Consider the following 26,358-nt stretch of genomic DNA (forward strand, 5'->3'; position numbering starts at 1 on the left):
CGGCTCCCACCGCCCGAAGCGTGATTTATTTGGGCCTGGGGCGCTTCAATCCACGATCGGGCGACTGCAGCTTGCCGGTGCGCATCTCGCCCACCGCCAGCGCCACGGCGCGCGCCACGTTGCGCACCTCTTCCTGCACGTCTTCGTCGGCGTCGAGCACGTCGTGGCTGGTGGCATAGGGCTCGTAGTAGCCGATGTAGCGGTCGAAGCGGGCCTGCGGGCCGGCATCGATCAGGCCCATCCAGTCGAGCCAGTCCGACAGGTTGCGGCGCACGCTCTCCACGCCGGCCACGTCGCCGTGCGCCACCACGCCGTAGACGCGGCCTTCAAGGTGCTTGGGATAGCCCCAGCCCTCGAGTTCGAGCGCCTTGGCTTCTTCGGGCTTCTTGCCGTGGGTGCTGGTGGGGTCGGGATTGCCGCCGTCGGCGCACACCAGGCGATCGATCATGAGCTTGAGCGGGCTGGCCGACTGGTACCAGTGCGTGGGCGTGAACACGATCACCCCGTGCGCGGCCACCCAGCGTTCGTAGATCTCGTTCATCCAGTCGCCGGTCTGGCGCATCGAGTGGTTGGGGTAGCAGCTGCAGGGCCAGTGGCACAGCGGCATGGCGGTGGAGACACAGCCCTTGCAGGGATGAATGTGGCGCCCGTAGTCGGAGGTGAGCAGGCTCAGGTCGAGCACGTCGGCCTCGATGCCGCAGCCCTCGAGCACCTCGCGCGCAAGCTGCACCAGCCGCCAGGTCTTCGAAACTTCACCGGGGCAGGTGCCGTCGTTGCGCGGCGAGCCGTTGACCAACAGCACGCGCGACCGCGTCTGCGGGCTGCGCCAAGCCGTCTGGGCCGCATCGATGCGCGCCTTGGCTTCGAGCCAGTCGATGGAGAGGTCGTAGTCCGGGTCGGCATAGCCCGGGCCGGCCTTGCGCGTGACGGGCGCCTTGCGGCCCTCCTGGTAGGCCTCCCACGCAACGAGCTCGATGCGCTGCAACGCTTCTTTCTCGGCTTCGAAGGCGGGGTCGCGAAAAGGCTGCATGAAGCGCTCGTGAAACTGCTCGCGCTTCAATGTCTCGGGTGCCTGGCCCTTGCGGACTTGGGGAGTTTTGGTCGCGGCTGTCGGAGGGGTCGTGCTGGAGGGCATGACGGCAATCTATGCCGAGCCCCCGCGCCTGTGACCTGCGGACGGTGCCGATTTTCGGTAGGCCTGCGACTACAGCGTCATCCGAATTTGCCGTTCTGAAAGTCGTGCACGGCCTCTTTCACCTGCTCCTGCGTGTTCATCACGAAGGGGCCGTATTGCGCAATGGGCTCGTTCAGCGGCTTGCCGGCAATCAGCAGCACGCGCGCGGGGCTGTGGTTGGTGGCGCCCGCGCGCAGCACCACGCCGTCGCTGCCCGGGTCGTTCGCCAGAATGGCCATGCGGCGCGTCGGCACCTCGCTGCCCGCAATCCACACCGACTCCCGGTACACGTACACCAGCGCGTTGTGGTCGTCAGGCAGAGGCTGGGCAAACTCCGCGCCCGGCGGCAGGCTGAGGTCGAGGTACAGCGGCTCGGTGTGCTCGCGCCGCACCGCGCCTTCGATGCCGTGGCTTTCGCCCGCGATCACGCGCACGTGCACGCCCGCGGCGGTGGTGTATTCAGGAATTTCCTCGCTCTGGATGTCGCGATACCAGGGCTCGCGCATCTTGTCCCTGGCCGGCAGGTTGAGCCAGAGCTGAAAGCCCTCCATCAGGCCTTCTTCCTGCTCGGGCAACTCGCTGTGCACCAGCCCGCGGCCGGCCGTCATCCACTGCACGCCGCCGTTTTGCAGCAGCCCCTCGTGGCCCGCACTGTCGCGGTGGCGCATGCGGCCCGCAATCATGTAGGTCACGGTTTCGAAGCCCCGGTGCGGATGGTTGGGAAAGCCGCCGATGTAGTCGCCCGGGTTGTCGCTGCCGAAGGAGTCGAGCATCAGGTAGGGGTCGAGCCGCTTCTGCAGCGGCTGCTGCAGCACGCGGGTGAGTTTGACGCCGTCGCCATCGCTGGTGGAAACACCGGCCACGATGTGGTCGATGCCGCGCGGCGTGGCCACGGGATCGGTGGGGTGGTTTGCGTTCTTCATGCGGCCATGGTGGCACTAACGCCCCGACCGCGCCACCCGTGGGGGTGCCGGTTTCAGGCTACGAAATCAGCGCGGCCACTGCTGCCGCTGCCAGTAGCGGTACTGCCACTGCGTGGAAAAGCCCGCGCGCCGGTAGAGCGCGTGAGCCGGCATGTTGTGCGCATCGACCTGCAGGAACACGCGTTCGAAGCCGCGTTCGAGCGCGGCCTGCGCCAGCCCGGCCAGTACGCGCCCGGCCAGGCCCCGGCCACGGTGCGACTGCTCGGTGCGCATGCCGTGGACGCTGGCCCATCCATGACTGAAGGCCATGGCGCCCGCCGCGACAGTTCGGCGCCCCTCGCGCACGCTGGCATAGAGCGAGCCCTTGGCGCGGGAGAGCGCACGCACGCGGTGCGCCCCGTCTACCGGATCGAAGCCTTCGCCGAGGAACAGCGTGGCCCAGGCTTCGTCGGGTGCGGCATCGACGTCGGCCAGCGCCGCATCGGCCGACGCCACCTGCCGCATGCGCCTAGCGGAGCCGATCTGCACGCAGGTGGGCGAATCGCCCACGTAATGCCGCTGCTCCAGTTCGGCTCTCAGCGGGTCGAAGCATGCCGTGTCGGCCAGGCGGAACGCGGGCACGAACTGGTGGCTGTCGTAGCGGGCTTCGATGCGGTCGAGCGTGCTGTCGCTCACGGCCCCGCGGTGCAGCGGAACGGCCGACCTCGCGCGCTTGACGGTGCCATCGTCGAACGGCAGCAGCCAGCCGTCGAGCTCTTCGATGACAAGGGGCGACACGGCGGCGACGGTGGCGCGCTCGATGGCTTCGATCTCGCCGCTCTCCACGAATCCGCGGGTGTCGTTCATGGCGCGGCCTCCGGCGCCGGGAATTTGGCGGCCGCCACGCTCTTGAGCAGCGCCTCGCGCTGGTTGCGGCTGATGCCGCGCACGCTCTCGGCCACCCACCTGGTGCGGTCGGGGTCGATGCGGCCGTCGCGCCGCCATTGTTCGAGCACCGCATGCGGCTTGTGCAGCATGGCCGCGAGCCACACGGCCTGCGCAGGCTCCAGGTTGCGTGCCGGGCGCTTGAAGTAGCGCCGCGCGGCAGCTTCGGCGCCGCACAGGTTGCCGCCCCAAGGGGCGTTATCGAGGTACAGCTGCAGGATGCGCGCCTTGCCGAGCGTCTGTTCCATTTCGACCGCATAGAGCAGTTCGCGCAGCTTGCGTTCCGCCGTGCGGTCGCTGCCCGTCACCAGCAGCTTGGCCAGCTGCTGCGTGAGCGTGCTGCCGCCGCGCTTGGTCTGGCCGTCTTTCTGGTTGTTGTCGAGCGACGCGACGATTTCCGCCAGGTCGTAGCCGGCATGGCTGAAAAAGCGCTGGTCTTCGGCCGCGATGACGGCGCGCGCCAGCCAGCTGTCGTTGGCCAGCTTCGACGGGGCGCCGCAACCGGTGCGCGCGCCAAGCATGGCTTCGGTGCCCAGCCCTTCGACGGTGAACTGGCTGACGACGGGAGCCACCGCGAACGTGCCTTCGGGCAGCGCGACCTGCCCGCGAAGCGCCAGCGTGCCGCCGATGCGCGCGCGCTGCAGTTCGGGCAGGTTGGGCGCAAGCACCGCGTACCAGCGGGCAATGGGCGCGTCCTTGATGTCAGCGCTGAGCAGCAGGTTCTTGGGCGTGAGCCGGCCTTCCCACTGGCCGTGGATCACGGCCGACGCCTCGGCGCTGCGGGGCGTGGCCTCGAGAATGCCCGTCAGGGTGTTGCCGTCGCGCTTGACGGTGGCAAGCAGGCCTTCGACCCGGATCGGCTGCGTGCCGAGCGCCGGAACCTCGACCGTGCAGGGGGCGCAGCGCAATTCGAGCGCGCCGGCCTCGTACTTCCAGGCGAAATGCACGGTGCCGAAGCGGGTGTCGAGCGCGTGTCCGTCGAGGTGCGGCGCAAGCCACGGAGAAGTGGCCAGGCGCACCGCCGTGGGCATGCCGACTTCGAAACTCAGCGGACCGGCCTTGACCGTGCCGCGCCATTCGCCCGGTGCGGGCGCGAGGGCGAACTTCACTATCAGGAAGATAGCTATCGCTGCAGTGACCACAAGGGCCAACAGCCCGTAAATCGCAGATCTCAGGGTCTTGTTCACACAACTCTCACAAGGGTCTCGCCACCGTGACGGCTTGCCACGGACCGGTCGACTGCCCGCTGGCGGCCGCCCAGTACCAAGCTGAAGTGTCGGTGAAAGCCGTGCCTTCGGCATCGACGATGCGCTCGCAAACGCGGAACTTTTGCGCTCCGTGCATTTGCGCAACAAAACAGCGCCACAAGCGCTCCTGCGCATCGCGTTCAAGGCGCGCCTGCTCGATGCGATAGCCAAGCGCGCGGTAGCAATCGGCGGCCGGGTGAAGCATGCGTGTGGGCGTTTTCACCGCGCGCATCACGATCATCTGCCTGCCATCGGTCATGCGGCCGATGGCGCCCGGAAAGCGGTCCGCAAAGCGCTGCTCGACGTCGCCCAGCGCCATCGGCCGCAGCGGAACGCCGTCCCATTCGCGCGGCCATTCATGCGATGCCGCGGCCGCCAGGTGTTCTTGCGGCTCGCGCAGCGCGGCGGCGGTAGACCACAGCAGGCACAGCAGCATCGCGAGTGCAAAGCTCGTCTTGTGGCCGATGCGGTTGATGAAGTGATTAGCGAAAAAGCTTTCAAAGAACCGTGTCGACATGGCGGCCTCCCTGCGTGGTGATCATTCCAGGCATCGGCTGGTCGGCAAGTCCGGCTGAAGTGCGTTCCGGCACCATCAGACGGGCGATGCCGCCGCACACGGCCGCCAGCACCGCCAGGCCGAGCATGTTGTGCGCCCATGGTGCCAGCGGCTGCCCCGCGCCTTCGAAGGCAATCAGCACGCTGTTGCGCAGGATGTTGCCGCCCAGCACCAACAGGCCGACCATCGGCAGCCGGCGCAAAAAGCCGCGGTCGCTCTGCCGTGCCCAGAGTGCCACCGCGCAGGCCGTGAAATAGCCGAGCCACACCATCTGCACGCCGGAGCACGGCGCATCGACGATGACCAGCCGCCCGTCGACCACCAGGCTGCTGCCCTCGCGCGCCACGCTGAAGCCCGGGGCCAGCAGCCAGCGGCTCGCTTCGGCCGTGACCACGCGCAGCGGATAGCCGGCATAGAACTGCAGCGACGACAAAAGCGGCAAGGCCAGCACCGCCAGCCCTACGACCGGCAGCGCGGCCACGCGGCGCGGAAGAAAGGCCAGCAGCCCGCACGCCAGTGCCAGCACCGCCATCAGGCTTGCCGCGAGCGGCGGCAAGGCGGGCAGGGCGCCCACGCCGGTACGCAGCAGCGTGGCCAGCAAGGTGCCGGCGCCCGCCAGGGCCAGCCAGCCCAGCCGCGGTGCCGCGCGCAGCTCGCGCCGACGTTGCCAAGCCAGCGCCGCCAAGGCGGCCAATGCGAGCAGGCCGAGCGGATCGTCGGAGCCGTCGCGCATGCGCCGGACCATCCAGGCCCAGGTCGGCGCGAGCGCCGCGAATTGCAGCGCCAGCCAGAAGACGGCCGGTGCGCGGTCGATGTGAATGCCTCCATCCACGATGAGCGGATGGGGGTGAGCAAGTGCGGCCAATGACATTTCTTTTTTCCCTTTCCGCCGCGCTCAGGCCGTGAAGCGGCGCGGATCGTGGCGGCGCGCGCGGCGGCGCAGCATGGCAAGCATCGACAGCACCACGGCAATGGCGCCCAGGGTTTCGGGTTCGGGCGTGCTCGGCACTTCGGCACCGAGTGCCAGCTCGCTCACGCCCTGGGGCAGGGGCAGCGGCTGGTTCACGTCCACGCTGTTCTGCGGCGCAACGTTGCGCACCACCTTGTCGACCGCGATGAAGCTGGTGTACTGCGTCAGCAGGCTGTACTTCAGGCCAAGCTCGGTGATGCGCTCCTTGAAGGCGGCGCCGCCCTCGAGCGTTTCCTGGTCGCTCAGGCTCTGGATGCGGTGGCGCGCCCACAGCGTGCGCAGCGCAGCCGTGTCCTGGCGCATCTGCGGGTCGATGCGCAGTTCCTGGCGGTACGGGCCGTTGGCGCCCTGGCCTTCGATGATGACGCGTCCCCGGGCCTTGCCTTCGGCATCGGCGCGCCACTTGCCGAACACGATCACCGGGCGCTCGCCCAGCACGTCGGGCAGCGCTTGCGGCTCCACGTCGTACACGTCCAGGCCGCCGAAAGTGACCTTCACGTTGGTGAGCACCGGCGACTCCACCATGCGGCGGAAGCGCGCGGCCTGCTCCGGCGCCTGGATCGGGTCGGTGATGATGAAGGGCTCGCCCATGCCGGCGCGTGCAATGCCTTCCATCAGGCTGCGGTTCACCGACGAACCGATGCCGAATGCGAACACGTTGGCCTTCGAAAGGTTCTTGCGCACCAGCTCGAAGGCCTCGCGCTCCACGGTCACGTAGCCGTCCGTCACCAGCACCACGGTGCGCGACACGTTCTCTTCCTTCGGTTCGGCATACACACGCTTGAGTGCCGGAATCAGTTCGGTGCTTCCACTGCCGCTGTAGTTCTGGATGGTGGCCAGCGCCTGTTCGATGTTGGCGCGCGTGGCCGGCACCGATTGGGGCGAGAGCATCTTGTTGCTGCCCGAGAACAGCAGCACGTTGAAGGTGTCGCTCGGGCGCAGTCCGCCGATCAGCCGTTCGAGCACGGTCTTGGCGGTGTCCAGCGGAAAGCCGTCCATCGAACCCGAGATGTCGACCACGAAGATGTAGTCGCGTGGCGAAATGGCGCTGGCAGCCACCGCCTTCGGAGGCTCGACCATTGCAAGGAAGAAGTTTTCCGCGCTTCCATCGGCGTTCTGCCCCTGGCCCTTGTAGAGCATCAGGCCCGATTCGATCTTCTCGCCCGCGAGCCGGTAGTCGAGCACGAAGTCGCGGTTGTCCGCAGGGCGGCCATCGGCCGCAAGTGCCACGTCGGCGTGCCGGTCTTCATCGCTCTTCTTCACCTCGATGGTGTGCGACGAGGAGCGCACTTCCTTCAGGCCCATCGGCGTGTCGATGCTGGCCTTGAGCATGAAGCGGGTGCTGGGCGCCACGCCCGCGCGCAGCGTGGGCTGCGCCACCCATTGGGCCTGGGCGTTCTCGGACTGCGGGCTGTTGTAGCGCGGGCCCACCACGGTAGGAAACACGAAGGCGTAGTTGCCCGACTGCGGCACCAGCAGTTCGGTGTAGCGCAGTTCCACCTTCACATCGTCGCCCGGCAGGATGTTGGCAACGTTCATCTGGAACACGTTGGGCAGGTGCTGCTCGAGCAGCGCGGCGGTCTTGCCTTCCTTCTTGGCGGTGTCGTATTCGATCTGCGCCTGCTGCTTCTCGCGGATCTGCGCGGTGATGAGCCGATCGGCCAGGCGCACATTGAGGCCGCTCACCGCGGCCTTGGTCGAGCCGGGGAAAACATACTTCGCCTCGATAGCGCGCTGGCCTTCGTTGCGGTAGGTCTGCGTCACGGTCACGTCGGCAATGACGCCCGAGATCTTCACCGACACCTCGGTGCCTTTCAGCGGCAGCCGGTCGACCGAGGGGTCGTCGCTCTTCACGAAGAAATACGGGCTCTCGGTCTTCAGCCGCGGGCCGGGCGCTTCCTGCGCATGCACCGGGTGCACGCTGAGCACGACGAAGCCCGCGGCGGCCAGGCTCACGGTGGCGAGCCAGAGCCAGCGGCCGGGGCGGGTGGAGATATGGGCGTCCATGGCGGTGTGGAGTGGTGTCCGTGCGAACTTGCACAGCCGCAACTTTCGACGCCACGCGAGAAGGAAATTGGAAGGCTGCTTGAAGTGCGGCAACCGTTTGCCGCCTTGTGTGAAGCCTGTGTGAAGTCGGCCGGCGGGCGCGCTTCACACAGCCTTCGGGTTGCACGGCGAGCATCGCCGCTTCGTTATCGAAGAGGAAAAAAAACATGTTCCAGTTGTTCAAGGCCTTGCAGAGTTCCATGCTGGTCAAGGTGGCCGGCCTGCTATTGCTCACGCTCCTGCTGTGCATTCCGCTCGCTGAAGTCGATTCGATCAACCGCGAGCGCGGCCGCAGCCAGCGCGAAGCAGCCGAGGAGCTTGCCGCCACCTATGCAAGCGCGCAGACCATGGTGGGCCCGGTACTGCTGGTGCCTTATGTGGAGCGCTGGATGGAGCCGCTGCGCGATGCGAAAGGCAAGGTGATCGGCCAGGAGGCGCGCAGCAAGGAAATGGCCCACGCGGTGTTTCCCGACAAGCTGCACATCGAAGGCTCGATGACGCCGCAAGAGCGCTATCGCGGCATCTTCAAGATTCCGTTCTACACACTCAACGCCACGCTCGGCGGCGGCTTCGCGGCCTTCGACCCCAAATCGGTGGCGCACAGCGAAGCCGATTCGCGCATCGAGTTCAAGGCACCTTTCGTCGTGTTCTACGTGAGCGACCTGCGCGGGCTCGACGGTTCGCCTTCCATCGCAATGAACGGCGAGGGCCTGCGCTTCAGGCAGCGCGTGCCCGGCCTGGCGGACAACAGCTGGCTGGCCGACGGGGTCCACGCACCGCTCACCGGCGCCGCGCTTGCCGCATGGGAATCGAAGGCGCCGCTGCCCTTCGAGATGAAGCTCAGCCTCGTCGGGCAAGACACGCTCTCGATGGTGCCGATTGCCGAAGAGACCACCGCCCACCTGAGCTCACCCTGGGCGCATCCAAGCTTCGGTGGCCGCTTTCTCGCCGCGAAGCGCGAAGTGACCCCGCAAGGCTTCGATGCGCACTGGCGCGTGTCGTCACTGGTGACTTCGGCGCGCGAGCAGGTGCGCGCCGGACTGTCGGACCGCGAAGATCGCAGCGCTGCTGCCACCGCAGCTGCCGCGGCCGCCGCGGCGACAGCCGGCCATGCACCGCGCAACCTCGGCCCGCTGCAGACCTTCGATGTGTCGCTCGCACAGCCCATCAACGTGTATTCGATGAGCACGCGCGCCGGCAAATACGGCGCCCTCTTCATCGGCCTGGTGGTCATGGCCGCCTTCATGTTCGAGCTGTTCCGCAGGCAGCGCATGCACCCGGTGCAATACGGGCTGGTGGGCCTTTCGATTGCGCTGTTCTTCCTGCTGCTCTTGGCACTGTCCGAGAAGCTGGCGTTCTGGCTGGCCTATGCGAGCGCGGCCGGCGCGAGCGTGCTGCTGCTCGGCATTTATTTCAGCGCGGTGTTGCAAAGCTGGAAACGCGGGGCGGGCTTCGGGGCCTATGTCGCGGTACTCTATGGCGCGCTCTACGGCCTGCTGGCATCGGAAAGCAATGCCCTTCTGCTCGGCGCCCTGCTGACATTCGGCATGCTGACGGTGCTGATGCTCGCCACGCGCAAGGTCGACTGGTATGCGTTGTCCGTCGGGAACCCCCGAGCACCCGAGCCAGTCGTACCTGAAGTGGCTCCGTCCGTGTAACTGACGCTACCGACTGTTTTTTTCCAACTACTGATTTCCATGGACGATTCCTCTCCTTCCACCGAATCGGCGCGCTCCGAACGCTCGATGCGGCTGCGGCGCATTGCGCGGTGGAGCGCCATCGTGGGCGGTTCGGCCGTGCTGGTTGTGCTGGTGGCCGCCGGCGTGGCGGTGGCCGTCATCTCGCCCCGTCTGCCCGACATCTCGGAGCTTGCCGACTACAGGCCCAAGCTGCCTTTGCGCGTGTATTCGGTCGAAGGCACGCTCATCGGCGAATTCGGCGAGGAGCGCCGCACGCTCACGCCCTTTGCCAACATTCCCAAGGTGATGAAGGACGCGGTGCTGGCCGTGGAAGACGCGCGCTTCTACGACCACGGCGGTGTCGACTACAAGGGCTTTGCGCGCGCGGCCGTGGCCAGCCTGAAGGGTGGCCGCAAGCAGGGCGCCTCGACCATCACCATGCAGGTGGCGCGCAATGTGTACCTCAGCTCGGAGCGCACGCTGAGCCGCAAGACCTACGAGATCTTGCTGGCCCTGCGGCTCGAGCAGCAGCTCACCAAGGACCAGATCCTGGAGATCTACCTGAACCAGATCTACCTGGGCAATCGCGCCTATGGCTTTGCTGCGGCCTCCGAGGCGTACTTCGGCAAGCCGCTGCAGAACATCACCACCGCCGAGGCCGCCATGCTGGCCGGCCTGCCGAAGGCGCCCGGCGCCAACAACCCGGTGGCCAACCCGCGGCGCGCCCGCGCGAGGCAGCTCTATGTGATCGACCGCATGCAGGAGACCGGCTTCATCACCGCCGAGCAGGCGGCCGAAGCCAAGAAGGAAGAACTGCATCTACGCGATGCCGCCGATCCGAACCGGCTGCATGCCGAATACGTGGCCGAAACCGTGCGCCAGATGATGTACGCGCAGTACGGCGACAGCATCTACACCAGCGGCATGAAGGTCTACACATCGCTGGTTGCTGCCGATCAGGCGGCGGCCTACAAGTCGCTGCGCAAGGGCATCATGGACTACGAGCGGCGCCAGGCCTACCGCGGGCCCGAGCGCTTCATCGACCTGCCGGAGGACGCCAAGGAAGCCGACGAGGCGGTGGACGACGCGCTGGCCGAACACCCCGACAACGGCGACGTGATGGCGGCGGTGGTGCTGGAGGCCGGCCCCAAGGAAATCAAGGCCGTGCGCGCCAACGGCGAAACCGTGCAGATCACCGGCGAAGGCCTGCGGCCTGCGCAATCGGGCCTTGCGGCCAAGGCGCCACCCAACATCAAGATCCGCCGCGGCGCGGTGATCCGCGTGGCGAAGACGCCCAAGAACACCTGGGAAATCACGCAGCTGCCCGAGGTCGAAGGTGCCTTCATCGCCATGGACCCGCGCACCGGTGCCATCAAGTCGCTGGTGGGCGGCTTCGATTTCGGCAAGAACAAGTTCAACCACGTCACGCAGGCCTGGCGCCAGCCGGGCTCCAGCTTCAAGCCGTTCATCTATTCGGCCGCGCTCGAGAAAGGCTTCGCGCCGGCGACTATCGTGAACGACGCGCCGCTGTTCTTCGAGCCGAGCACTCCGGGCGGCCAGCCTTGGGAGCCGAAGAATTTCGACGGCGGCTTCGAAGGGCCGATGCCGCTGCGCACCGCGTTGATGAAGTCGAAGAACCTGGTGACGATCAGGCTGCTGCAATCCATCGGCGCGCCGTACGCACAGGACTGGATCACGAAGTTCGGCTTCGACAAGGACAAGCATCCCGCCTACCTGCCGATGGCGCTCGGTGCGGGCTCGGTCACGCCGATGCAGATGGCCACCGCCTACTCGGTGTTTGCCAACGGTGGCTACCGCGTCAATCCGTATCTGGTCACGCGCGTGACCGACCTGCGGGACAAGGTGCTGCTCGAAACCGAACCGCCGGTGCTCGACGAAACCCGCCGCGCCATTCCCGAGCGCAATGCCTTCATCATGGATTCGCTGCTGCAAAGCGTGGTGAAGGGCGGCACCGCCGCGCGTGCCTCCCAGGCGCTCAAGCGCGACGACCTGTTCGGCAAGACCGGCACCACCAACGATTCGTTCGACACCTGGTTCGCGGGCTTCCAGCCCACGACGGTGGGCATTGCATGGATCGGCTACGACACGCCGCGCCAGCTCGGCGTGCGCGGCGAAACCGGCGGCAGCCTGAGCCTGCCGATCTGGATCGGCTACATGCAGACGGCGCTCAAGGGCGTGCCGGTCAGCAAGATTCCGGAGCCGGCGGGTGTCGTCAATATCGACGGCGAGTGGTACTTCGACGACTTCACGCCGGGACACAGCGTGGCGAGCCTGGGCCTGGAGAACACCGAGGCGCCGCCGCCGGCGGAAGAACTCTCGGGCGTGCCGCTGGGCCCGCCGCCGCAGCCCGAGGAGCGCAACCGCATCCTCGAGTTCTTCCGGTAGCGCAGCGGGGGCGGGGACGAGGCGCAGCAGCGCGGAACAACGCGTTGTGAAGACGGGATGAAGCGGAGCGGTTCCGGGTCTCTACACTCGGTGCTGCCTTTCGCTTCACCTTCTCCACGCTCTCATGGAAATTCTTACCCTGGTGACGTTGCTCGTCATCGGCGCCTACATCCTCAAGTCCAGGGACCAGCGCCGGCGCATCGCGCTGCTCGGAAGCCATCTCGGCAAGTACCAGATCGAAAACTTGATGGAGACCCTCACCGAGGGGTACCTGCGCTGCCTCGGCGAAGACGACGCCGAGCGGCGCCAGCAGATCTGGAGCCTGCTCGATTCCACCGAGGAAAAGCTCTCGGCCCAGTTCGACAGCTTTGCGGCCGAGTTCGCACGCGTCGATGCGGCGGATGCACGCGTGAGCAAGCTGCCGTTGGCCGTTCCCTTCGCGCACCAGCTGTTCCCGGCCGCCACCTTCGACCTGCGGGAAGCGCTTGTGATCCATGCGCGCGGCATTGCCGAAGTGATGCGCAATGAATCGGGCCGCACGCCGAAGGCCAAGGCCTTCACCATGTCGGCCGAGCTGTTCTTGATGCAGCACACCTGCCACTGGTTCTGCAAATCGAAAACCGTGGCGTCGGCGCGCATGCTGGCGCGCCACAAGACCTCGTACGAGCAACTGCTCGATGCGGTGAGCCCCGGAACGCGCAGGGCATACGGCGTGCTCATCGGCCGGTAACCCACACCGCAGCCTCTGCTCAGTGATGTGACGACAGAAGCGGCAGCGTGAGCGTGGCCACCGCGCCGCCGCGGGCCGCATTGCCGAGTTCGATGCGTCCGCGGTGCAGCGCGGCAATCTCTTTCACGAAGGCCAGCCCGAGCCCGGTGCTCTTTTTCTGGCTGTGCGGCCGCGCCAGCGAATAGAACTTCTGAAAGACTTTTTCCTGTGCGTAGTCCGGAATGCCCGGGCCGCGGTCGCGCACCGTCACGCGCGCAAGCTTCGAGGTGGTCTCCAGGGTGAGCAGCACCTCGCTGCCCTCCGGTGAAAAATCGAGGGCGTTGTCGAGCAGGTTGCTGATGGCGCGCCGCAGCAGGAACGGATCGCCCTCGGTGCCGGCCTCGGTGCGGATGTTCACGCGCACGCCGATGTTGCGCTTGGCCGCCGCGGGCTGCGCGCTGATGGCGATGTCCTCGATCAGCGAAGCCAGCGCCACGGGCTCCGTGCGGTCGAGCCCGTGGCGGGTTTCCAGCGCGGTGAGCTCCATCATGCGGTCGACGATTTCCTGGATGCGCTGCGTTTCGCGCTCGATGTTCTTCAGGAAGCGCTCGCGCTCCGCATGCGGCATCGAGGGTTCCTGCAGCAGCTCGGCCGCGCCGCGAATCGCCGAGAGCGGGCTCTTCACTTCGTGCGTGAAGGTCTGCACGTAGTCGGCCACGTAGTTGCGGCCGGTGAGCGCATCGCGCATTTCGCTGAAGCCGGTGCGCACCGCATCGACCGCGCGCCGCGCCATGCGCGAAAGGCTCAAGGTGCGCTGCGCGCGCACCCAGCGCCAGTAGTCCGAAATCAGCCCGAAGGGCCGCACCAGCCAGACCGAGACGATCACCGCAAGCAGCAGCAGCGCCAGGCCCGAGCCCACGCCCACCCACAGGGTGCGGGCGCGCGCGTCTTCCACGAACTGGCCGAAGCTCTGCACCGGCTTGCCGACACTGACCATGCCGACGATTTCGTTGTTCCAGCGGATCGGCGCGCCCACGTACATCACCGAGGTGCGCGGGTCGCCGTCGACATCGCGCGAGGTGCGCGCGCCGTACAGCCCGGCGAGCGTGCGGTTCACGTCGCTCCACTGCGAATAGTCGGCGCCCAGGTGCCTGCCGAGCGAATCGAACATCACGCGGCCGTTGCGGTCGGTCACGTACACGCGCAGTTCGACCCGGTTCTTGTGCAGGTTGTAGATCTGGGCCGAGAACTCGCGTGCGTACACGGAGCGGAACAGCGGCTCGAGCCGCGCGGTGTTGATGGCGCCCGCGATCACGTCCTGCTCGACCAGGCTGGCAAGGAGTTGCGAGGTTTCGACCAGCGACTCTTCGGCCGATTCGCGGTAGCGCGGATCGATGTCGGACACCACGCGGTAGAGCAGGAATGCGATGCCTGCCGTGTAGATCAGCAGGATGCCGATAAAAATCCGCGTGCGGCGGCTCACGGCGTCTGGGGCAATTCTTCGTTCAACGCGTAGCCGGTGCCGCGCAGCGTGCGGATCGGCTCCACATCGGGCGCCACGGCCTTGAGCTTGGCGCGCAACGTTTTCACGTGCGCGTCGACCGTGCGGTCGAAGCTGTCGCTCGCATCGTCCCAGACCAGCTGCAGCAACTCGTCGCGCGTGAAAACACGCCCCGGCCGCTGCACCAGGAGCCGCAGCAGGCCGTATTCGTAGCGCGAGAGCTCGAGCAACCGCCCGTAGTAGCGGATTTGCATGCGCTCGTTGTCCAGCGCAAACGGCGTTGCGGGTGGCTGGGAGCTCGCAGGAGCCGCCGCACCCGAATTTTGAGGGGGACCCCCGTTGTTTGCTGCCGCAGGGCCTCCAGGGGCCCCGCGCGCGCTGCGCCGCAGGATGGTGCGAACCCGCGCCACCAGTTCACGCGGTGAAAAGGGCTTGGCAATGTAGTCGTCGGCACCGAGTTCCAGCCCGACCACACGGTCGATTTCATCGCTTCTCGCGGTGAGAAACAGCATCGGCACTTCGGCGCCGCCCTGCGACTGGTTCAGCGCGCGCAGGCGCTTGAAGAGCTCGAATCCGTTGAGGTCGGGCAAGCCAACGTCCAGTATGGCCAGCGCCGGCGGCTCCTGTGCGAACTGCGCGATGGCTTCCTCGGCCGTTGCGCACCACACCGGCGTGAAGCCATCGCTCTTCAGGACGTATTGCAGCGTGTCGGCAATGCCCGATTCGTCTTCGGCGATCAGGATCCGGGGTTTGAAACTCATCCCCGGATGTTAGCGAGGGGGCGCCGCCCGGCGAGGCTGGCTTTGCGGCGTGGCGCCAAGGACACGGCGCGGCCTTTCACGGTTTTTTTTCGGGCGCGGCGTTGGCTCTGTATCTTCTTCTTATCTCTCTTATTCAAATTAGTAGTAGTAGATAAGGGTCGCACCTGTCTGTGGACATGCCGCTTTTTTCCTTGTGTGACAGTCACTTGTCACACCTCTGTCACTGTGCGCAGCCGCGCTTCCGTGCTGTCGCGCCAAAAGGAACAACATTGGCCGGCGCGACCGCCCTGTGGATAACCGCATGCTTGTGCCAGAACTCTCCCCAGAGTTGTCCTTTGACAGGGTTCCGGAATTCTGCGAAAGACGGTTTCCGGCGCAAGAAATTCATTGCCGCTTATTTAGGCAGACTGTAGATTTGCCTTGCAAATCAAACACTTAGCTTTCTCCTACAAAGAAGTGCGAGTGTTATCCACAGAGTTGCCCAAGCTTTGTGGGGAGAACCGCAGCGGAACCTTCGCGCGCGGCGCCGCACGAACTTTGTCCTTCAACCAGCGGAATTTCCAACGTGACACCTACCGAAACCAAGGCCATCGTGACCCTCAGCCTCTTGTCCGCCTTTGTCGACGGCGAAAAGCACGAGCGCGAACGCGCGGAAATCAAGCGCATTGCCGAAGGCCTTTCGCAAGCGGACGGCGTGAACCTGCCCACGCTCTACCAGGACGTGCTGATGAAGCGCGTCTCGCTGGCTTCGGTGGCGAGCGAACTGCAAAGCACGGAATCGAAGCAACTGGCTTATGAAATGGCGGTGTGCGTGTGCGATGCGGACGGCACGCAATCGGAAGCGGAGCGCATGTTCCTGGCCGACGTGCGCACCTCGCTGGGTCTCGATGCCTCGGCTGCCCAGTTCTCGCGCCAGGCAGAGGAAATTGCCGCGGTTCCGGTGGCCGCCACCAGTGCCGCAGCGGCAGCGGCGCCCGTGCCCACGGCCGGAGCCGTCGCCGCGCAATTGCCCGATAGCGCCGAGCTCGATAAATCGATTCTCAACGCGGCCATCCTCAACGGCGCGCTCGAACTGCTGCCGGAAACGCTTTCGACCATGGCGATCATCCCGCTGCAGATGAAGCTGGTCTACCGCATCGGCAAGGCTCATGGCTACGAGCTCGACAGCGGCCACGTGAAGGATTTTCTGGCGACGGTCGGCGTGGGCCTGACTTCGCAGTACCTGGAGCAGGCCGGGCGCAAGCTGCTCGGCGGCCTGCTCGGCAAGATGGGCGGCGGCATGTTGCGCGGCCTCGGCAACCAGGCGGTGAGCTCGGGCATGAGCTTCGCATCGACCTATGCGCTGGGACACGTGGCCAAGCGCTACTACGCCGGCGGCCGCACGCTCTCCACGCAAATGCTGAAGGACGCCTTCGCCGGCGTGATGCAGGAAGGCAAGGGCCTGCAGACCCAATACCTGCCCGCCATCCAGGAAAAAGCCCGCACGCTCGACGCTGAAAAAGTGCTGTCGCTCGTAAGAGGAGCCTGAGTATTTTCCAGGACGACCTATTTCGCGAGGTCGTCCAGGATGGGGCAGTCGGGGCGCGCGTCGCCATGGCAGCAATGCACCAGGTGCGCGAGGGTGCTGCGCATCGACTGCATGTCGGCGATGCGCTGCTCCAGTTCGTCCAGGTGCTTCTGCGCCACGCGCTTCACGCTCGAGCTGGTACGCCGGCGGTTGTGCCACAGCCCGACGAGCTCGGCAATTTCTTCCATCGAAAAACCAAGATCGCGCGAACGCTTGATGAAGCGCAGGGTGTGGATGTCGGCATCGCCGTACTGCCGGTAGCCGCTTTCGGTGCGCGGCACCGCGGGCAGGAGACCCAGGCCTTCGTAGTGCCGCACCATGCGCGCGGAAACCCCCGAAAGCCTTGCGGCCTCGCCGATGGAGACGGTTCCGAAGCTGTTGCTCATTGCACCTTGTACCCGGCGTTCTCGATCGCGGCGACGATGTCCTGCCGCGGCTGCGTGCTCAGCACGTCGACATGGCCGGTTTCAAGATCCACCGTCACCTGCGCCTTGGGGTCGATGGTTTGCACCGCGTTCTGCACCGCGCTCACGCAATGGCCGCAGCTCATGCCCGAGACCTGGAATTTCTGGCTCATCTTTGTTGCTCCTGTTGGGAAGTTGAATCAAGGAAGCCGCCAGTTTGAACCCTCTCACGATGTCAATGTCCAGCGCAGGGGCACTGTGCTTTCGGCTTGACCTTGCCATGATGTGAGACTTTACCTTCGGTGCATGGACAATCTGCAGCACTACCCCTTGAACCCCATGAGCACCCTGGATCTTTCTGTCGGCGGCATGACCTGCGCTTCGTGCGTGATGCGCGTGGAGCGCGCGCTCAAGAGCGTGCCCGGCGTGCAGGACGTGAGCGTGAACCTCGCCACCGAATCGGCCCGTGTGGTGGCGGCCGATGGCGAAGACATGGATGCCCGCCTGCGCCGCGCCGTACGCGCCGCGGGCTACGAGCCACGCGTGGCCGGCAATGCGGCCGACGAAGCCGCGGCGGTATCGCCCTGGCACGGCTTCGGTCCCGTGGGTATCGGCCTGTTGCTCTCGATACCGTTGCTGGCGCCGATGCTGGGGCAATCCTTCGGCCAGGACTGGATGCTTCCGCCGTGGGTGCAGTTGCTGCTGGCGGGGCCGGTGCAGTTCTGGCTCGGCGCGCGGTTCTATCGCGCGGGCTGGCATGCCGCAAAGGCCCGCACCGGCAACATGGATCTGCTGGTGGCGCTCGGCACCAGCGCGGCCTTCGGTTTGTCGCTCTGGCTCTGGTGGCGCGCAGCCACGGGCGAGCATGCGGGGCATGGTGCCGCGCCTCACCTCTACTTCGAGGCGTCGGCCGTGGTGATCACGCTGGTACTGCTCGGAAAGTGGCTGGAGGCGCGCGCCAAGCGGCAGGCGACATCCGCCATTCGCACGCTGCAGCAACTGCGGCCCGAAATTGCGCACCTCGTCGGCCAGCGCGGTGAAACCGATGTGCCACTGGCCGAAGTGATGGTGGGTGACCAACTTGCAGTGCGGCCGGGCGAGCGCGTGCCGGCCGATGCACGTGTGATCGAAGGCCGCTCCGAAGTCGACGAATCGATGCTCACCGGCGAGCCGCTGCCAGTGGCCAAGGGTCCCGGCGATGCACTGACCGGCGGTGCCGTCAACGGCGACGGCCGCATGATCGTCGAAGTGAGCGCGGTGGGTGCCGAAAGCGTGCTGGCGCGCATCATCCGCCTGGTCGAGGACGCGCAGGCCGCGAAGGCGCCGATCCAGCGGCTGGTCGACCAGGTCGCGGCCGTGTTCGTGCCCGTGGTGCTGTTGATTGCGCTGGCCACGCTCGCGGGCTGGCTGCTTGCGGGCGCCGGCATCGAGATTGCAATGATCCACGCGGTGGCCGTGCTGGTCATTGCGTGTCCTTGTGCGCTGGGTCTGGCGACGCCCGTCGCGGTGATGGCCGGCACCGGTGTGGCGGCGCGACGCGGCATTCTCATCAAGGATGCGCGCGCGCTGGAACTCGCGCACAAGGTCGATACCGTGGCTTTCGACAAGACCGGCACGTTGACCCTGGGTCGTCCGGTGCTGACCGCGCTCATTCCCGAGGGAGACCTTGGCGATGAAGCCGGACTGCTGGCAACGGCAGCCAGCTTGCAAAGCGGCAGCGAACATCCGCTCGCGCGTGCCGTATCGGCGGCTGCGGCGCAGCGCGGCTTGCAGGTGCCGGCCCTGGGAACCATGCAGGCAATGCCGGGCCGCGGCGTGCGCGGTGAAGTGAATGGCGAAAACTGGGCCATCGCAAGCCTGCGCTGGTGCGCCGAGCTGGGCGTTGTTCCCGACGTGGCGCAGCTCGAGCGCCTGCATGCGCGGGGCGCCACCGTGTCGGCGCTGCTGCGCTTCGATGCGGCGGGTGCTGCGCAGATACAGGCGCTATTGGCCTTTGCCGACGAACCGAAGGCCGAGGCTGCGCAGGCGGTTCGCACATTGCGTGCACGGGGCCTGCGCGTGGTGATGATCTCGGGCGACAACGAGCGTGCCGCGCAAGCCATGGCGGCGCGGCTGGGCATTGCCGCCGCGGATGTGCGCGCCGACGTTCTGCCGGCCGACAAGGCGGCGCAGGTCAGTGCACTGCGTAACGACGGCCACGTGGTCGCGATGGTCGGCGACGGCGCCAACGATGCACCTGCATTGGCCGCGGCCGATGTGGGCATTGCAATGGCGCCTTCGGGCGGCGGTACCGACGTGGCCATGGAAGCCGCGGGCATCACGCTGATGCGCGGCGACCTGGCACTGGTGGCGCAGGCACTCGACCTTTCCGCACGCACGGTGGCAAAGATCAGGCAGAACCTCTTCTGGGCCTTTGCCTACAACGTGGCCGGCATTCCGCTCGCGGCGTTCGGGCTGCTGAGCCCCGTGGTGGCGGGTGCGGCCATGGCGCTGTCGAGCGTCAGCGTGATGGCCAATGCGCTGCTGTTGCGGCGCTGGAAGCCTTGAGGCTTCGGCGCTTGCTGCTGGTGCTTCAGTCGATCAGCAGTGCGAGCAACTGGTCGTCGATGTACTCGGCTTCACCGGCTCGCTTGTAGAACTTGCGCAGCGTGCCTTCGCATTCGAAGCCCAGCTTCTTGTAGAAGCGCAGCCCCGGTGCGTTGTCGCTTTCTACATAAAGCTCGATGCGCTTCACGCCGTCGGCCTTGAGGTGCGCGATAGCATCGCTCACCATTGCGTGGGCGATGCCCTTGCCGTGCAGCGCCGGATCGACCGCCAGCGTGCCGAAGCAGGCCACGTGCCGCACACGACCGGCGTAGCGCGTCGCACGATAGAAGCCGGCCACGCGGCCGCCGTCTTCATAGATGTAGAAGCAGCGGCTGTCGACCAGCTCTTTGTAGATGGCGCGAAATTCGTCCAGCGGCATCGGGTCGTAGCCGAGAAAGGGCACGACACGCTCGTGCATGTAGATGGTGAAGACCGCTTCGAGATCGTGAGGTGTTGCGAGCCTGCGCATGGTGACCGGGTGCCTGCGGATGCGGATGAGGCCGCTAGCATACCGAGTCCGGAGCAGACCTCGCATGCCGCGTTGAAGCGCTCCGCTCTTCAGCGATGCCCGCCACGGGAAGCAATCAGTACCGCGTTGGTGCCGCCGAATGCGAACGAGTTGGAAAGCACATGGCGCAGATCCCCGGCTTCGCGCGCATCGCCTCGCACCAGGTCGAGGTCGAAAGCCGCATCGGGCACGCGCAGGTTGGCGGTGGGCGGAAGCATGCCGCGCGCCAACGCGCGCAATGCGGCCACGAGTTCGATTGCACCGCCTCCGCCGAGCACATGGCCGTGGATGGCCTTGGTGGCGCTCACCGGCGTGGCATTGCCGAACACCTCGAGGATGGAAGCGGCTTCCGCGGCGTCGCCTGCCCGGGTGGCGGTGCCGTGCGCATTGATGTGGCCGACCTGCGAAGCCTCGATGCCGGCGTCGTGCAATGCCGCCCGCACGGCGCGCACCTGGCCGGCGGCGTTGGGGTTGGTGATGTGCGCGGCGTCGCAGCTGGTCGCATAGCCGGTCAGGGCGGGCGTCGTGTCGTCGGCCGCGCCGCTTGCCAGTGCATGCACTCCCGATTCGAGCACCAGCGCGGCGGCTCCCTCGCCCAGCGCAAAGCCCGCGCGGTCGCCCGAGAAAGGCCTGCAGGCGCTTTCGGGCGCACCGGGCGGCAAGGGCGCGGTCACGCGCATTGCGTGCCAGCTGGCCATCACGCCCGGCGTGAGCATCGCATCGTGTCCGCCAGCAATGGCCACGTCGATCCAGCCGCCGCGGATGGCGCGCATCGCTTCACCGATGGCCACCGCCGAAGAAGCGCAGGCGCAGGCGTATGCAATCGCGGCGCCTTGCGCGCCGAACTGCAATGCGAGCTCCGCCACCGCCGCATTGGGCATGACGGTGAGCACCGTCGTGGGCCGCATGCGGCGCTGCTCGGCGTAGAGCGCCTGCGTGGTGTCGTCGAAGGTGCCTGCGCCGGCCAGGCCGCTGCCCCAGAAGATGCCGAGGCGCGTGGGATCGACGCTGCCGGCGTCGAGCCCGGCCTCTGCAGCGGCGTCGTGCGCGGCCGCGAGCGCCATTGCGGTGCCGCGGTCGAGCGGCAGGCGCGAGTTGCTGCGCACCTCGGCCGCGTCGAACTCGCAGGCGGCAACGGCAAGTTCCATCGGATCGAGACCTTCGATGCAAAGCGTTCGCGCACGCACTGCCGAACGTGCATTGAAGAGCGCATCGTCGAAGGTGCGGACCGTGCGCCCGAGTGGTGTGACAAAGCCCAGACCCGTGACGTACACCGGCGCACCGGCCGGCTGGATTGAACGGGCCTTGCCGTTGCTCACGCGTGCACGGCCGCCGGCGACTCGGCGTCGCACCTGATCTGCTCTTCGATCGCGCCGCACAGGCTCTGGAGCGTGATGCCCGCTTCTCGCGGATCGAGCCGGTCTTCAGGAAGGCGCAGATGGAAAGCGTCTTCCACCGCGAAGACGAATTCCATCAGCCCGAGCGAGTCGAGGCCGAGCTCGGACAAGGCCGTGCCGGGCGCGATGGCCGTTCGCTCGACGTCGAACTTGCTCACCAGGATGGCGGTGATGTTGTTGAAGATCAGTGAAGACAGGGAAGAGGACATGAAAGGTTTCTTTCAGGCGAGAAAGCTGCTGCGGGTGGACGAAGCGACTGGCAAGCCGTGTGCCACGGCATCGGCAAAAGCGACCGTTTCGCGCACCACCTGGTTGCGGTCGTTGTCGATCGTGATCATGTGGTAGCTGTCGGGCAGCACCACGCTGCGAAATGCCTTGCAGCGCAGGCCCCGCGCGAGGATGTCGAGGTTGGCCACGCTGGCCACTTCGTCCTGCCGCGCATGCAGCGCGAGCACGCTCGCGCACTGCACGCGGCGAAGGTTGCGCTTCACATGGCGGATCAGCCGGTCGTGCTCGCGCAGGTGACCAACGCCGATCAGCGCGCTGCCGGCACTCGATACCTTGCGCTGGCGCAGTTCGCGCTCGATCCAGGCGCGCACGCGTTCGTTCTTCACACCGTAGGGTGGGCGCTCCCGGTACTGCCAGAGCCTGCCGAGCGGGGTGTACAGCGCCAGCGGAAGCAACATGTGCGTGCGCGGAATGGCCCAGCCGTCGAAGCGCAGCGTGGTCGACATCAGCACCAGCGCGTCGACATCGCTGCCACAGCGGATGGCCGCGCCGAGCGCAAGCGACGAACCGGCCGAGATGCCGACCAGCATCACACGCTCATGCTGCGCACGCAGCATCCTGACCTGCGCTTCGATAGTGTCGAGCCAGTGCTCGTAGGGCGCGGCATGCTGCACCGGCGCGGCGGCATCGAAGGAGTAGCCGTCGACGCGCATCGGATGCACCGGATACCCGCTGCCGCGCAGGGCCGATTGCACGGTCAGGAGCTCGTCAGGTGTGCTGCATAAACCATGCAGCAGCACGATGGCCGTGCGGCGCGCTGCGGGTTGCTGTCGTATGCTCATGGCGCGTTTATCGCCGGTAGGCACTGACGGGCCGCTGACCCTCCTTCGCGCAAGAATAGGCTTCTCAACCCACTACACACACCATGCGAATCCTGCTTGTCGAAGACGATGCCGTACTGCGCGACGTGATGCTGCGCAGCCTTGCGGATGCCGGCCATCGGGTCGACGTATCGACCAACGTCGAGGATGCCGACCACCTCTGGCGCGTGCAGCCTTTCGACGCGGTGCTGCTCGACCTGAACCTGCCGGCCACGGCAAGCCCCACGAGCGGCCTGGCAAGCGGCTTGACCGCCCTGCGCCAGGCACGCGCGCGAGGCGACCGCACGCCGGTGCTGGTGCTCACGGCGCGGGGCCGCACCGAAGAACGCATCGCGGGCCTCGACGCCGGTGCCGACGACTATTTGGGCAAGCCCTTCGACCTCGCGGAAGTGGAGGCACGCCTGCGCGCGCTCGTGCGCCGCGCCAAGGGCACCGAGGACATCGTGCTGCTCGGGCACCTCAAGCTCGATCGCAAGGCGCGCCGCTTTTCGACCGCGAACGGGCCGCTCGACCTGCCGGCGCGCGAGTTCGAAGTGCTGTGGGAGCTGATGAGCCCCCCCGGCCGCACGGTGAGCAAGCGGGCGCTGTCCGACAAGCTGTCGAGCTTCGACGAATCGCTGGGCGACAACGCGCTGGAGGCCTTCATCTCGCGGCTGCGCAAGAAGCTGGTCGGCTCGGGTGCGGGCATTCGCACGCTGCGCGGCATCGGCTACCTGCTCGAAGCCGAAGTGTGAGCCGCACCGCACCCGCCGCGCCGCGCCGGCAGAAGGCCGCGCCTTCGCTCACGCGCCGCGTACTGCGCAACGTGCTGGTGCCTTTGGCGCTCACCTGGATGCTGGGCGCGGTGATCGCGCTGGTCATTGCCAACTACTTTGCCGAGCAGGCCTTCGACCGCAGCATGCTGGACGACGCCTATGCGCTCTCGGCCAACGTGCAGGCGGGAGAGCGGGGCATCGAGCTGCTGCTGTCGCCGCGCGAAGTGGCCACGGTGCTGTTCGACCAGGTGGACCAGGTGTACTTCGCGGTGCAGCGGATGGACGGCACATTGATCTCGGGCCAGGCGGGCTTGAACGCGCCGCTGCCGGCGGAGGGCGCGCGCTATCGCTTCTCGGACGTGAACCATGGCGGCAAGGTGCTGCGCGCCGTGGTGCTCGATCACGACGCCGATCCCGGCCTGCTCATGCCGTATCGCGTGATCATTGCGCAGACCACGCTCAGCCGCGCGGCGCTGGTGCGGCAGCTGCTCGGTTTCGCGCTCACGCCGCAAGCATTGCTGCTGGTGCTGCTTGCCGTATGGCTCTGGCGTGGCATCCGGCGCGATTTGCGTCCGCTCGGCGAGCTCCAGCAGGCGCTCGACCGCCGCGACGTGTACGACCTTTCACCGGTGGCGGTGGTCGAAACCTCGCGCGAAGTGCAACGCCTGGGCAATGCGGTCAACGCACTGTTCGAGCGGTTGAACCACAGCGTGCGCGCGCAGCGCGAGTTCGTGGGCAATGTGGCGCACGAGTTGCGCACGCCGCTCGCCGGCATTCGCGCCCTGGCCGAATACGGCCTTGCGCAGCCCGACTCCAAAGTGTGGCGCGAGCAGCTTGCGCGCGTGGCCGAAAGGCAGGCCCGCGCGAGCCATCTCATCGACCAGCTGCTGGCGCTGGCCCTGGCCGACGAAGCGCGCACCGGCCTTGCGCGAGAACCGGTGCGGCTGGACGTGCTCGCCGAACAAACCGTGCTGCGGCACCTGGCCCGCGCCGACACGCGCGGTGTCGACCTGGGCGCGCGAGGCCTCGACGAGCGCGTGACGGTGCTGGCGAACGAAGCATTGGTCGAGGGGATTCTCGACAACCTGATCGACAACGCGCTGCGCTACGGCGGGCGCACCATCACCGTCGAGCTGGCGGGCCGCACCCTGAGCGTGATCGACGACGGCCCGGGCATTCCGCTCGAGGCGCAGCGCGACCTGATGCAGCGCTGGGCGCAAGGCCCGGCGGGCCAGAAGCTGGGGCAGGGCTCGGGGCTGGGCCTTTCGATCGTGGCGCGCTACGCGGAGCTGCTCGGCGCCGAGCTGCGGCTCGATGCGGCCGAGCCAACGGGATTGCGGGTGAGCGTGACTTTCGCTGAGATTCATCACCGTCCGCTGCAGGACGACTACGACGGCAGTGCGCCGGGCGGGGTGTCCGGCCCGGCCGCGTAGCGCTCCGGCGTCAAGCCTCGAATTCCACTTCGCCTTCGATCTCGACCGGGATGTTGAACGGAAGCTCCGCCATGCCCACGGCGCTGCGCGCATGCGCACCGACGTTGGGACCGAAGAGTTCGAGCACGAGGTCCGAGAAGCCGTTGATGACGGCGGGCTGCTTGTCGAAACCCGGTGCCGAGGCCACCATGCCGAACACGCGCGTCCACGCGGTGATGCGGTCCAGGTCGCCGAATGCGCGCTGCAGGCTGCCCAGCATCGCCAAGGCCGTCAGCCGTGCCGATGCGTAGCCTTGTTCCACCGTCAGTTCGCGGCCCAGCTTGCCGAGCGGCGCGGCAATGGTGCCGTCGGGGTTGAGCGGGCCGTGGCCGGAGATGAACGCGCGGCGGCCGACGATGCGCACGAAGCTGAAGGGCAGCACCACGCCGGGCGGCGGCGAGACCGGCGGCGGCAGCACGAGGCCGAGGGTTGCGAGTCGCTGTTCGATGCGGGCCATGGCGTTTCTCTCTTTTGTGCGGCGGGTCAAATGTGCCGCCGCATCTTGCCATGGCGTCGCGCCGCCTTGCGAACTCAGGCGAGCGTCGGATAGTCCGTGTAGCCCTTGGCGCCGCCGCCGTACATCGTGGCCTTGTCCACTTCATTGAGCGGTGCGTTCTCGCGCAGGCGGCGCACCAGGTCGGGGTTGGCGATGAAGGGCTTGCCGAAGGCAACGAGGTCGTCGCCCTCCTTGACGGCTTCGTCGGCCAGCGGTTTGTCGTAGCCGTTGTTGACCATCCATGCGCCCTTGCCGCCGGCCTGGCGATAGGCGGCCTTGAGTGCCTCGTAGTCGAACGGACGGTCTTCGATTTCGCGCGGGCCGCCGGTGGCGCCTTCGATGATGTGGATGTAGGCCAGGCCCAACGGCGCGAGCTGCTTCACCACATAGGTGAAGAGGGGCTGTGGATCGGAATCGTGCACGTCGTTGGCGGGCGTGACGGGCGACAGGCGAATGCCGGTCTTGCCGTCGCCGACCGCATCGACCACGGCGCGCGTGGCTTCGAGCAGCAGGCGGGCGCGGTTCTCGATGCTGCCGCCGTAGTCGTCGGTGCGCTTGTTGCTGCCGTCTTTCAGGAACTGGTCGAGAAGGTAGCCGTTGGCGCCATGCAGTTCCACGCCGTCGAAGCCGGCGGTTTCCACCGCGTTGCGCGCGGCAGCGGCGTAGGCGTGGACGATGCCGGGCAGCTCTTCGGCGTCGAGCGCGCGCGGCTCGGAGGTTTCGACGAAGGTCGGCACGCCGCCCTTGATGAGCACGGTCTTCGTCTTGGCGGTGATGGCCGAGGGTGCGACGGGCTTGCCGCCGTCGGGTTGGAGTTCTGTGTGCGACACGCGGCCCACATGCCAGAGCTGCACCACGATCTTGCCGCCCTTGGCGTGCACCGCGTCGGTCACGCGCTTCCATCCGTCGAGCTGTTCGGTGCCGTAGAGGCCCGGCACGTCGGCATAGCCCTGGCCCTGGTGGCTGATGGCGGTGGCCTCGGTGATGAGCAAGCCGGCCGAGGCGCGCTGCGCGTAGTAGGTGGCGGCCATCTCGGTCGGAATGGCATTCGGCGAGCGGTTGCGCGTGAGCGGTGCCATCACGATGCGGTTGGCGAGCTGCAGGTCGCCGGCTTTTACGGGGTCGAAGAGAGAGGGCATTGCGTGAACCGGAGATGGCCGGAAAGAGT

At 66.9% G+C, this 26,358-nt stretch carries 24 protein-coding genes; 7 read left to right on the forward strand and 17 right to left on the reverse strand.

What is annotated here, in order from left to right; translation table 11 throughout:
* Nucleotides 1-25 precede the first annotated feature (25 nt).
* The 7 genes from EJI00_RS05990 to EJI00_RS06020 all read right to left on the reverse strand — a co-directional run bounded on the left by EJI00_RS05990 (nucleotide 26) and on the right by EJI00_RS06020 (nucleotide 7,801).
* On the reverse strand, nucleotides 26-1,135 hold the full coding sequence (locus EJI00_RS05990; protein WP_126746557.1) for a flavodoxin family protein: 1,110 nt from the start codon (nucleotides 1,133-1,135) through the stop codon (nucleotides 26-28).
* Between the two features lie 77 nt (nucleotides 1,136-1,212).
* Nucleotides 1,213-2,097, reverse strand: coding sequence for a pirin family protein (locus tag EJI00_RS05995; protein WP_126746558.1), 885 nt, complete (start codon nucleotides 2,095-2,097; stop codon nucleotides 1,213-1,215).
* A gap of 66 nt (nucleotides 2,098-2,163) precedes the next feature.
* Nucleotides 2,164-2,943, reverse strand: coding sequence for a GNAT family N-acetyltransferase (locus EJI00_RS06000; RefSeq protein ID WP_126746559.1), 780 nt, complete (start codon nucleotides 2,941-2,943; stop codon nucleotides 2,164-2,166).
* Nucleotides 2,940-4,130: a biosynthetic peptidoglycan transglycosylase gene (locus tag EJI00_RS06005; RefSeq protein ID WP_260590471.1), complete on the reverse strand. Its 1,191-nt coding sequence runs from the start codon at nucleotides 4,128-4,130 to the stop codon at nucleotides 2,940-2,942. Before EJI00_RS06005 ends, EJI00_RS06000 begins: the two co-directional genes overlap by 4 nt.
* A gap of 85 nt (nucleotides 4,131-4,215) precedes the next feature.
* Nucleotides 4,216-4,785 (reverse strand): hypothetical protein, encoded by a 570-nt coding sequence (locus tag EJI00_RS06010; RefSeq protein WP_126746561.1) that lies wholly within the window; start codon nucleotides 4,783-4,785, stop codon nucleotides 4,216-4,218.
* Nucleotides 4,766-5,695, reverse strand: a complete 930-nt coding sequence (gene xrtQ, locus EJI00_RS06015; RefSeq protein ID WP_126746562.1) for an exosortase Q — start codon at nucleotides 5,693-5,695, stop codon at nucleotides 4,766-4,768. Before xrtQ ends, EJI00_RS06010 begins: the two co-directional genes overlap by 20 nt.
* A gap of 24 nt (nucleotides 5,696-5,719) precedes the next feature.
* Nucleotides 5,720-7,801 (reverse strand): VIT and vWA domain-containing protein, encoded by a 2,082-nt coding sequence (locus EJI00_RS06020; protein WP_126746563.1) that lies wholly within the window; start codon nucleotides 7,799-7,801, stop codon nucleotides 5,720-5,722.
* 206 nt (nucleotides 7,802-8,007) lie between these two features.
* Between EJI00_RS06020 and creD the strand changes: the two genes are divergently transcribed.
* From creD to EJI00_RS06035, 3 genes are all read left to right on the forward strand, one after another.
* Nucleotides 8,008-9,498, forward strand: coding sequence for a cell envelope integrity protein CreD (creD, locus tag EJI00_RS06025; RefSeq protein WP_126746564.1), 1,491 nt, complete (start codon nucleotides 8,008-8,010; stop codon nucleotides 9,496-9,498).
* 39 nt (nucleotides 9,499-9,537) lie between these two features.
* Nucleotides 9,538-11,925: a penicillin-binding protein 1A gene (locus EJI00_RS06030; protein ID WP_126746565.1), complete on the forward strand. Its 2,388-nt coding sequence runs from the start codon at nucleotides 9,538-9,540 to the stop codon at nucleotides 11,923-11,925.
* A gap of 124 nt (nucleotides 11,926-12,049) precedes the next feature.
* On the forward strand, nucleotides 12,050-12,655 hold the full coding sequence (locus EJI00_RS06035; RefSeq protein ID WP_126746566.1) for a hypothetical protein: 606 nt from the start codon (nucleotides 12,050-12,052) through the stop codon (nucleotides 12,653-12,655).
* Between the two features lie 19 nt (nucleotides 12,656-12,674).
* Here the strand turns inward: EJI00_RS06035 and creC are convergent, their stop codons facing one another.
* Complete coding sequence (creC, locus tag EJI00_RS06040) at nucleotides 12,675-14,117, reverse strand: two-component system sensor histidine kinase CreC (RefSeq protein WP_126746567.1); 1,443 nt, start codon at nucleotides 14,115-14,117, stop codon at nucleotides 12,675-12,677.
* Nucleotides 14,114-14,896, reverse strand: coding sequence for a two-component system response regulator CreB (gene creB, locus EJI00_RS06045; RefSeq protein WP_126746568.1), 783 nt, complete (start codon nucleotides 14,894-14,896; stop codon nucleotides 14,114-14,116). Before creB ends, creC begins: the two co-directional genes overlap by 4 nt.
* Nucleotides 14,897-15,461: 565 nt before the next feature.
* Here creB and EJI00_RS06050 point away from each other — a divergent pair.
* Complete coding sequence (locus EJI00_RS06050; RefSeq protein ID WP_126746569.1) at nucleotides 15,462-16,424, forward strand: YcjF family protein; 963 nt, start codon at nucleotides 15,462-15,464, stop codon at nucleotides 16,422-16,424.
* Between the two features lie 17 nt (nucleotides 16,425-16,441).
* On the opposite strand, the gene cueR is transcribed toward EJI00_RS06050, so the two are convergent.
* Both cueR and EJI00_RS06060 read right to left on the reverse strand, forming a co-directional pair.
* Nucleotides 16,442-16,849 carry a Cu(I)-responsive transcriptional regulator gene (gene cueR / locus EJI00_RS06055; protein WP_126746570.1) on the reverse strand — a complete coding sequence of 136 codons (408 nt, stop codon included), beginning with the start codon at nucleotides 16,847-16,849 and terminating at the stop codon, nucleotides 16,442-16,444.
* On the reverse strand, nucleotides 16,846-17,040 hold the full coding sequence (locus tag EJI00_RS06060) for a heavy-metal-associated domain-containing protein (protein ID WP_126746571.1): 195 nt from the start codon (nucleotides 17,038-17,040) through the stop codon (nucleotides 16,846-16,848). The genes cueR and EJI00_RS06060 overlap by 4 nt, the downstream gene beginning before the upstream one ends.
* A gap of 133 nt (nucleotides 17,041-17,173) precedes the next feature.
* Between EJI00_RS06060 and EJI00_RS06065 the strand changes: the two genes are divergently transcribed.
* Nucleotides 17,174-19,414: a heavy metal translocating P-type ATPase gene (locus tag EJI00_RS06065; protein WP_126746572.1), complete on the forward strand. Its 2,241-nt coding sequence runs from the start codon at nucleotides 17,174-17,176 to the stop codon at nucleotides 19,412-19,414.
* Nucleotides 19,415-19,439: 25 nt separating this feature from the next.
* Here EJI00_RS06065 and EJI00_RS06070 read toward each other — a convergent pair whose 3' ends face one another.
* The 4 genes from EJI00_RS06070 to EJI00_RS06085 form a co-directional block, all read right to left on the reverse strand.
* Entirely contained in the window at nucleotides 19,440-19,922 is a 483-nt protein-coding gene (locus tag EJI00_RS06070; RefSeq protein WP_126746573.1) for a GNAT family N-acetyltransferase, read from the reverse strand.
* A gap of 89 nt (nucleotides 19,923-20,011) precedes the next feature.
* Entirely contained in the window at nucleotides 20,012-21,280 is a 1,269-nt protein-coding gene (locus EJI00_RS06075) for a beta-ketoacyl-[acyl-carrier-protein] synthase family protein (protein WP_185868081.1), read from the reverse strand.
* Nucleotides 21,277-21,567 (reverse strand): acyl carrier protein, encoded by a 291-nt coding sequence (locus tag EJI00_RS06080; protein WP_126746574.1) that lies wholly within the window; start codon nucleotides 21,565-21,567, stop codon nucleotides 21,277-21,279. Before EJI00_RS06080 ends, EJI00_RS06075 begins: the two co-directional genes overlap by 4 nt.
* 12 nt (nucleotides 21,568-21,579) lie before the next feature.
* Entirely contained in the window at nucleotides 21,580-22,428 is an 849-nt protein-coding gene (locus EJI00_RS06085; RefSeq protein ID WP_126746575.1) for an alpha/beta hydrolase, read from the reverse strand.
* An 83-nt stretch (nucleotides 22,429-22,511) separates the two neighbouring features.
* On the opposite strand from EJI00_RS06085, the gene EJI00_RS06090 reads away from it, so the two are divergent.
* Together EJI00_RS06090 and EJI00_RS06095 are read left to right on the forward strand one after the other, a co-directional pair.
* On the forward strand, nucleotides 22,512-23,201 hold the full coding sequence (locus EJI00_RS06090) for a response regulator transcription factor (RefSeq protein WP_126746576.1): 690 nt from the start codon (nucleotides 22,512-22,514) through the stop codon (nucleotides 23,199-23,201).
* Nucleotides 23,198-24,655 (forward strand): sensor histidine kinase, encoded by a 1,458-nt coding sequence (locus EJI00_RS06095; protein ID WP_260590472.1) that lies wholly within the window; start codon nucleotides 23,198-23,200, stop codon nucleotides 24,653-24,655. The genes EJI00_RS06090 and EJI00_RS06095 overlap by 4 nt, the downstream gene beginning before the upstream one ends.
* 10 nt (nucleotides 24,656-24,665) lie before the next feature.
* Here EJI00_RS06095 and EJI00_RS06100 read toward each other — a convergent pair whose 3' ends face one another.
* Both EJI00_RS06100 and EJI00_RS06105 read right to left on the reverse strand, forming a co-directional pair.
* A complete protein-coding gene (locus EJI00_RS06100; RefSeq protein ID WP_126746577.1) occupies nucleotides 24,666-25,151 on the reverse strand; it encodes a RidA family protein in 486 nt (161 codons plus the stop codon).
* 74 nt (nucleotides 25,152-25,225) lie between these two features.
* Nucleotides 25,226-26,329: an alkene reductase gene (locus tag EJI00_RS06105; RefSeq protein ID WP_126746578.1), complete on the reverse strand. Its 1,104-nt coding sequence runs from the start codon at nucleotides 26,327-26,329 to the stop codon at nucleotides 25,226-25,228.
* Nucleotides 26,330-26,358: the final 29 nt, after the last annotated feature.

This window comes from Variovorax sp. DXTD-1 (assembly GCF_003984625.1).
Lineage (GTDB): Bacteria > Pseudomonadota > Gammaproteobacteria > Burkholderiales > Burkholderiaceae_C > Variovorax.

What these genes read in the sequence shown, in the direction of transcription:
- EJI00_RS06090 (WP_126746576.1), top strand. Translation starts at nt 22,512, where the DNA reads ATGCGAATCCTGCTTGTCGAAGACGATGCCGTACTGCGCGACGTGATG.
- EJI00_RS06070 (WP_126746573.1), bottom strand. Translation starts at nt 19,922, where the DNA reads ATGCGCAGGCTCGCAACACCTCACGATCTCGAAGCGGTCTTCACCATC.
- cueR (WP_126746570.1), bottom strand. Translation starts at nt 16,849, where the DNA reads ATGAGCAACAGCTTCGGAACCGTCTCCATCGGCGAGGCCGCAAGGCTT.
- EJI00_RS06065 (WP_126746572.1), top strand. Translation starts at nt 17,174, where the DNA reads ATGGACAATCTGCAGCACTACCCCTTGAACCCCATGAGCACCCTGGAT.
- EJI00_RS06030 (WP_126746565.1), top strand. Translation starts at nt 9,538, where the DNA reads ATGGACGATTCCTCTCCTTCCACCGAATCGGCGCGCTCCGAACGCTCG.
- EJI00_RS06105 (WP_126746578.1), bottom strand. Translation starts at nt 26,329, where the DNA reads ATGCCCTCTCTCTTCGACCCCGTAAAAGCCGGCGACCTGCAGCTCGCC.
- EJI00_RS05995 (WP_126746558.1), bottom strand. Translation starts at nt 2,097, where the DNA reads ATGAAGAACGCAAACCACCCCACCGATCCCGTGGCCACGCCGCGCGGC.
- EJI00_RS06010 (WP_126746561.1), bottom strand. Translation starts at nt 4,785, where the DNA reads ATGTCGACACGGTTCTTTGAAAGCTTTTTCGCTAATCACTTCATCAAC.
- EJI00_RS06060 (WP_126746571.1), bottom strand. Translation starts at nt 17,040, where the DNA reads ATGAGCCAGAAATTCCAGGTCTCGGGCATGAGCTGCGGCCATTGCGTG.
- EJI00_RS05990 (WP_126746557.1), bottom strand. Translation starts at nt 1,135, where the DNA reads ATGCCCTCCAGCACGACCCCTCCGACAGCCGCGACCAAAACTCCCCAA.
- EJI00_RS06000 (WP_126746559.1), bottom strand. Translation starts at nt 2,943, where the DNA reads ATGAACGACACCCGCGGATTCGTGGAGAGCGGCGAGATCGAAGCCATC.
- creD (WP_126746564.1), top strand. Translation starts at nt 8,008, where the DNA reads ATGTTCCAGTTGTTCAAGGCCTTGCAGAGTTCCATGCTGGTCAAGGTG.
- creB (WP_126746568.1), bottom strand. Translation starts at nt 14,896, where the DNA reads ATGAGTTTCAAACCCCGGATCCTGATCGCCGAAGACGAATCGGGCATT.
- EJI00_RS06085 (WP_126746575.1), bottom strand. Translation starts at nt 22,428, where the DNA reads ATGAGCATACGACAGCAACCCGCAGCGCGCCGCACGGCCATCGTGCTG.
- EJI00_RS06080 (WP_126746574.1), bottom strand. Translation starts at nt 21,567, where the DNA reads ATGTCCTCTTCCCTGTCTTCACTGATCTTCAACAACATCACCGCCATC.
- EJI00_RS06020 (WP_126746563.1), bottom strand. Translation starts at nt 7,801, where the DNA reads ATGGACGCCCATATCTCCACCCGCCCCGGCCGCTGGCTCTGGCTCGCC.
- xrtQ (WP_126746562.1), bottom strand. Translation starts at nt 5,695, where the DNA reads ATGTCATTGGCCGCACTTGCTCACCCCCATCCGCTCATCGTGGATGGA.
- EJI00_RS06035 (WP_126746566.1), top strand. Translation starts at nt 12,050, where the DNA reads ATGGAAATTCTTACCCTGGTGACGTTGCTCGTCATCGGCGCCTACATC.
- EJI00_RS06100 (WP_126746577.1), bottom strand. Translation starts at nt 25,151, where the DNA reads ATGGCCCGCATCGAACAGCGACTCGCAACCCTCGGCCTCGTGCTGCCG.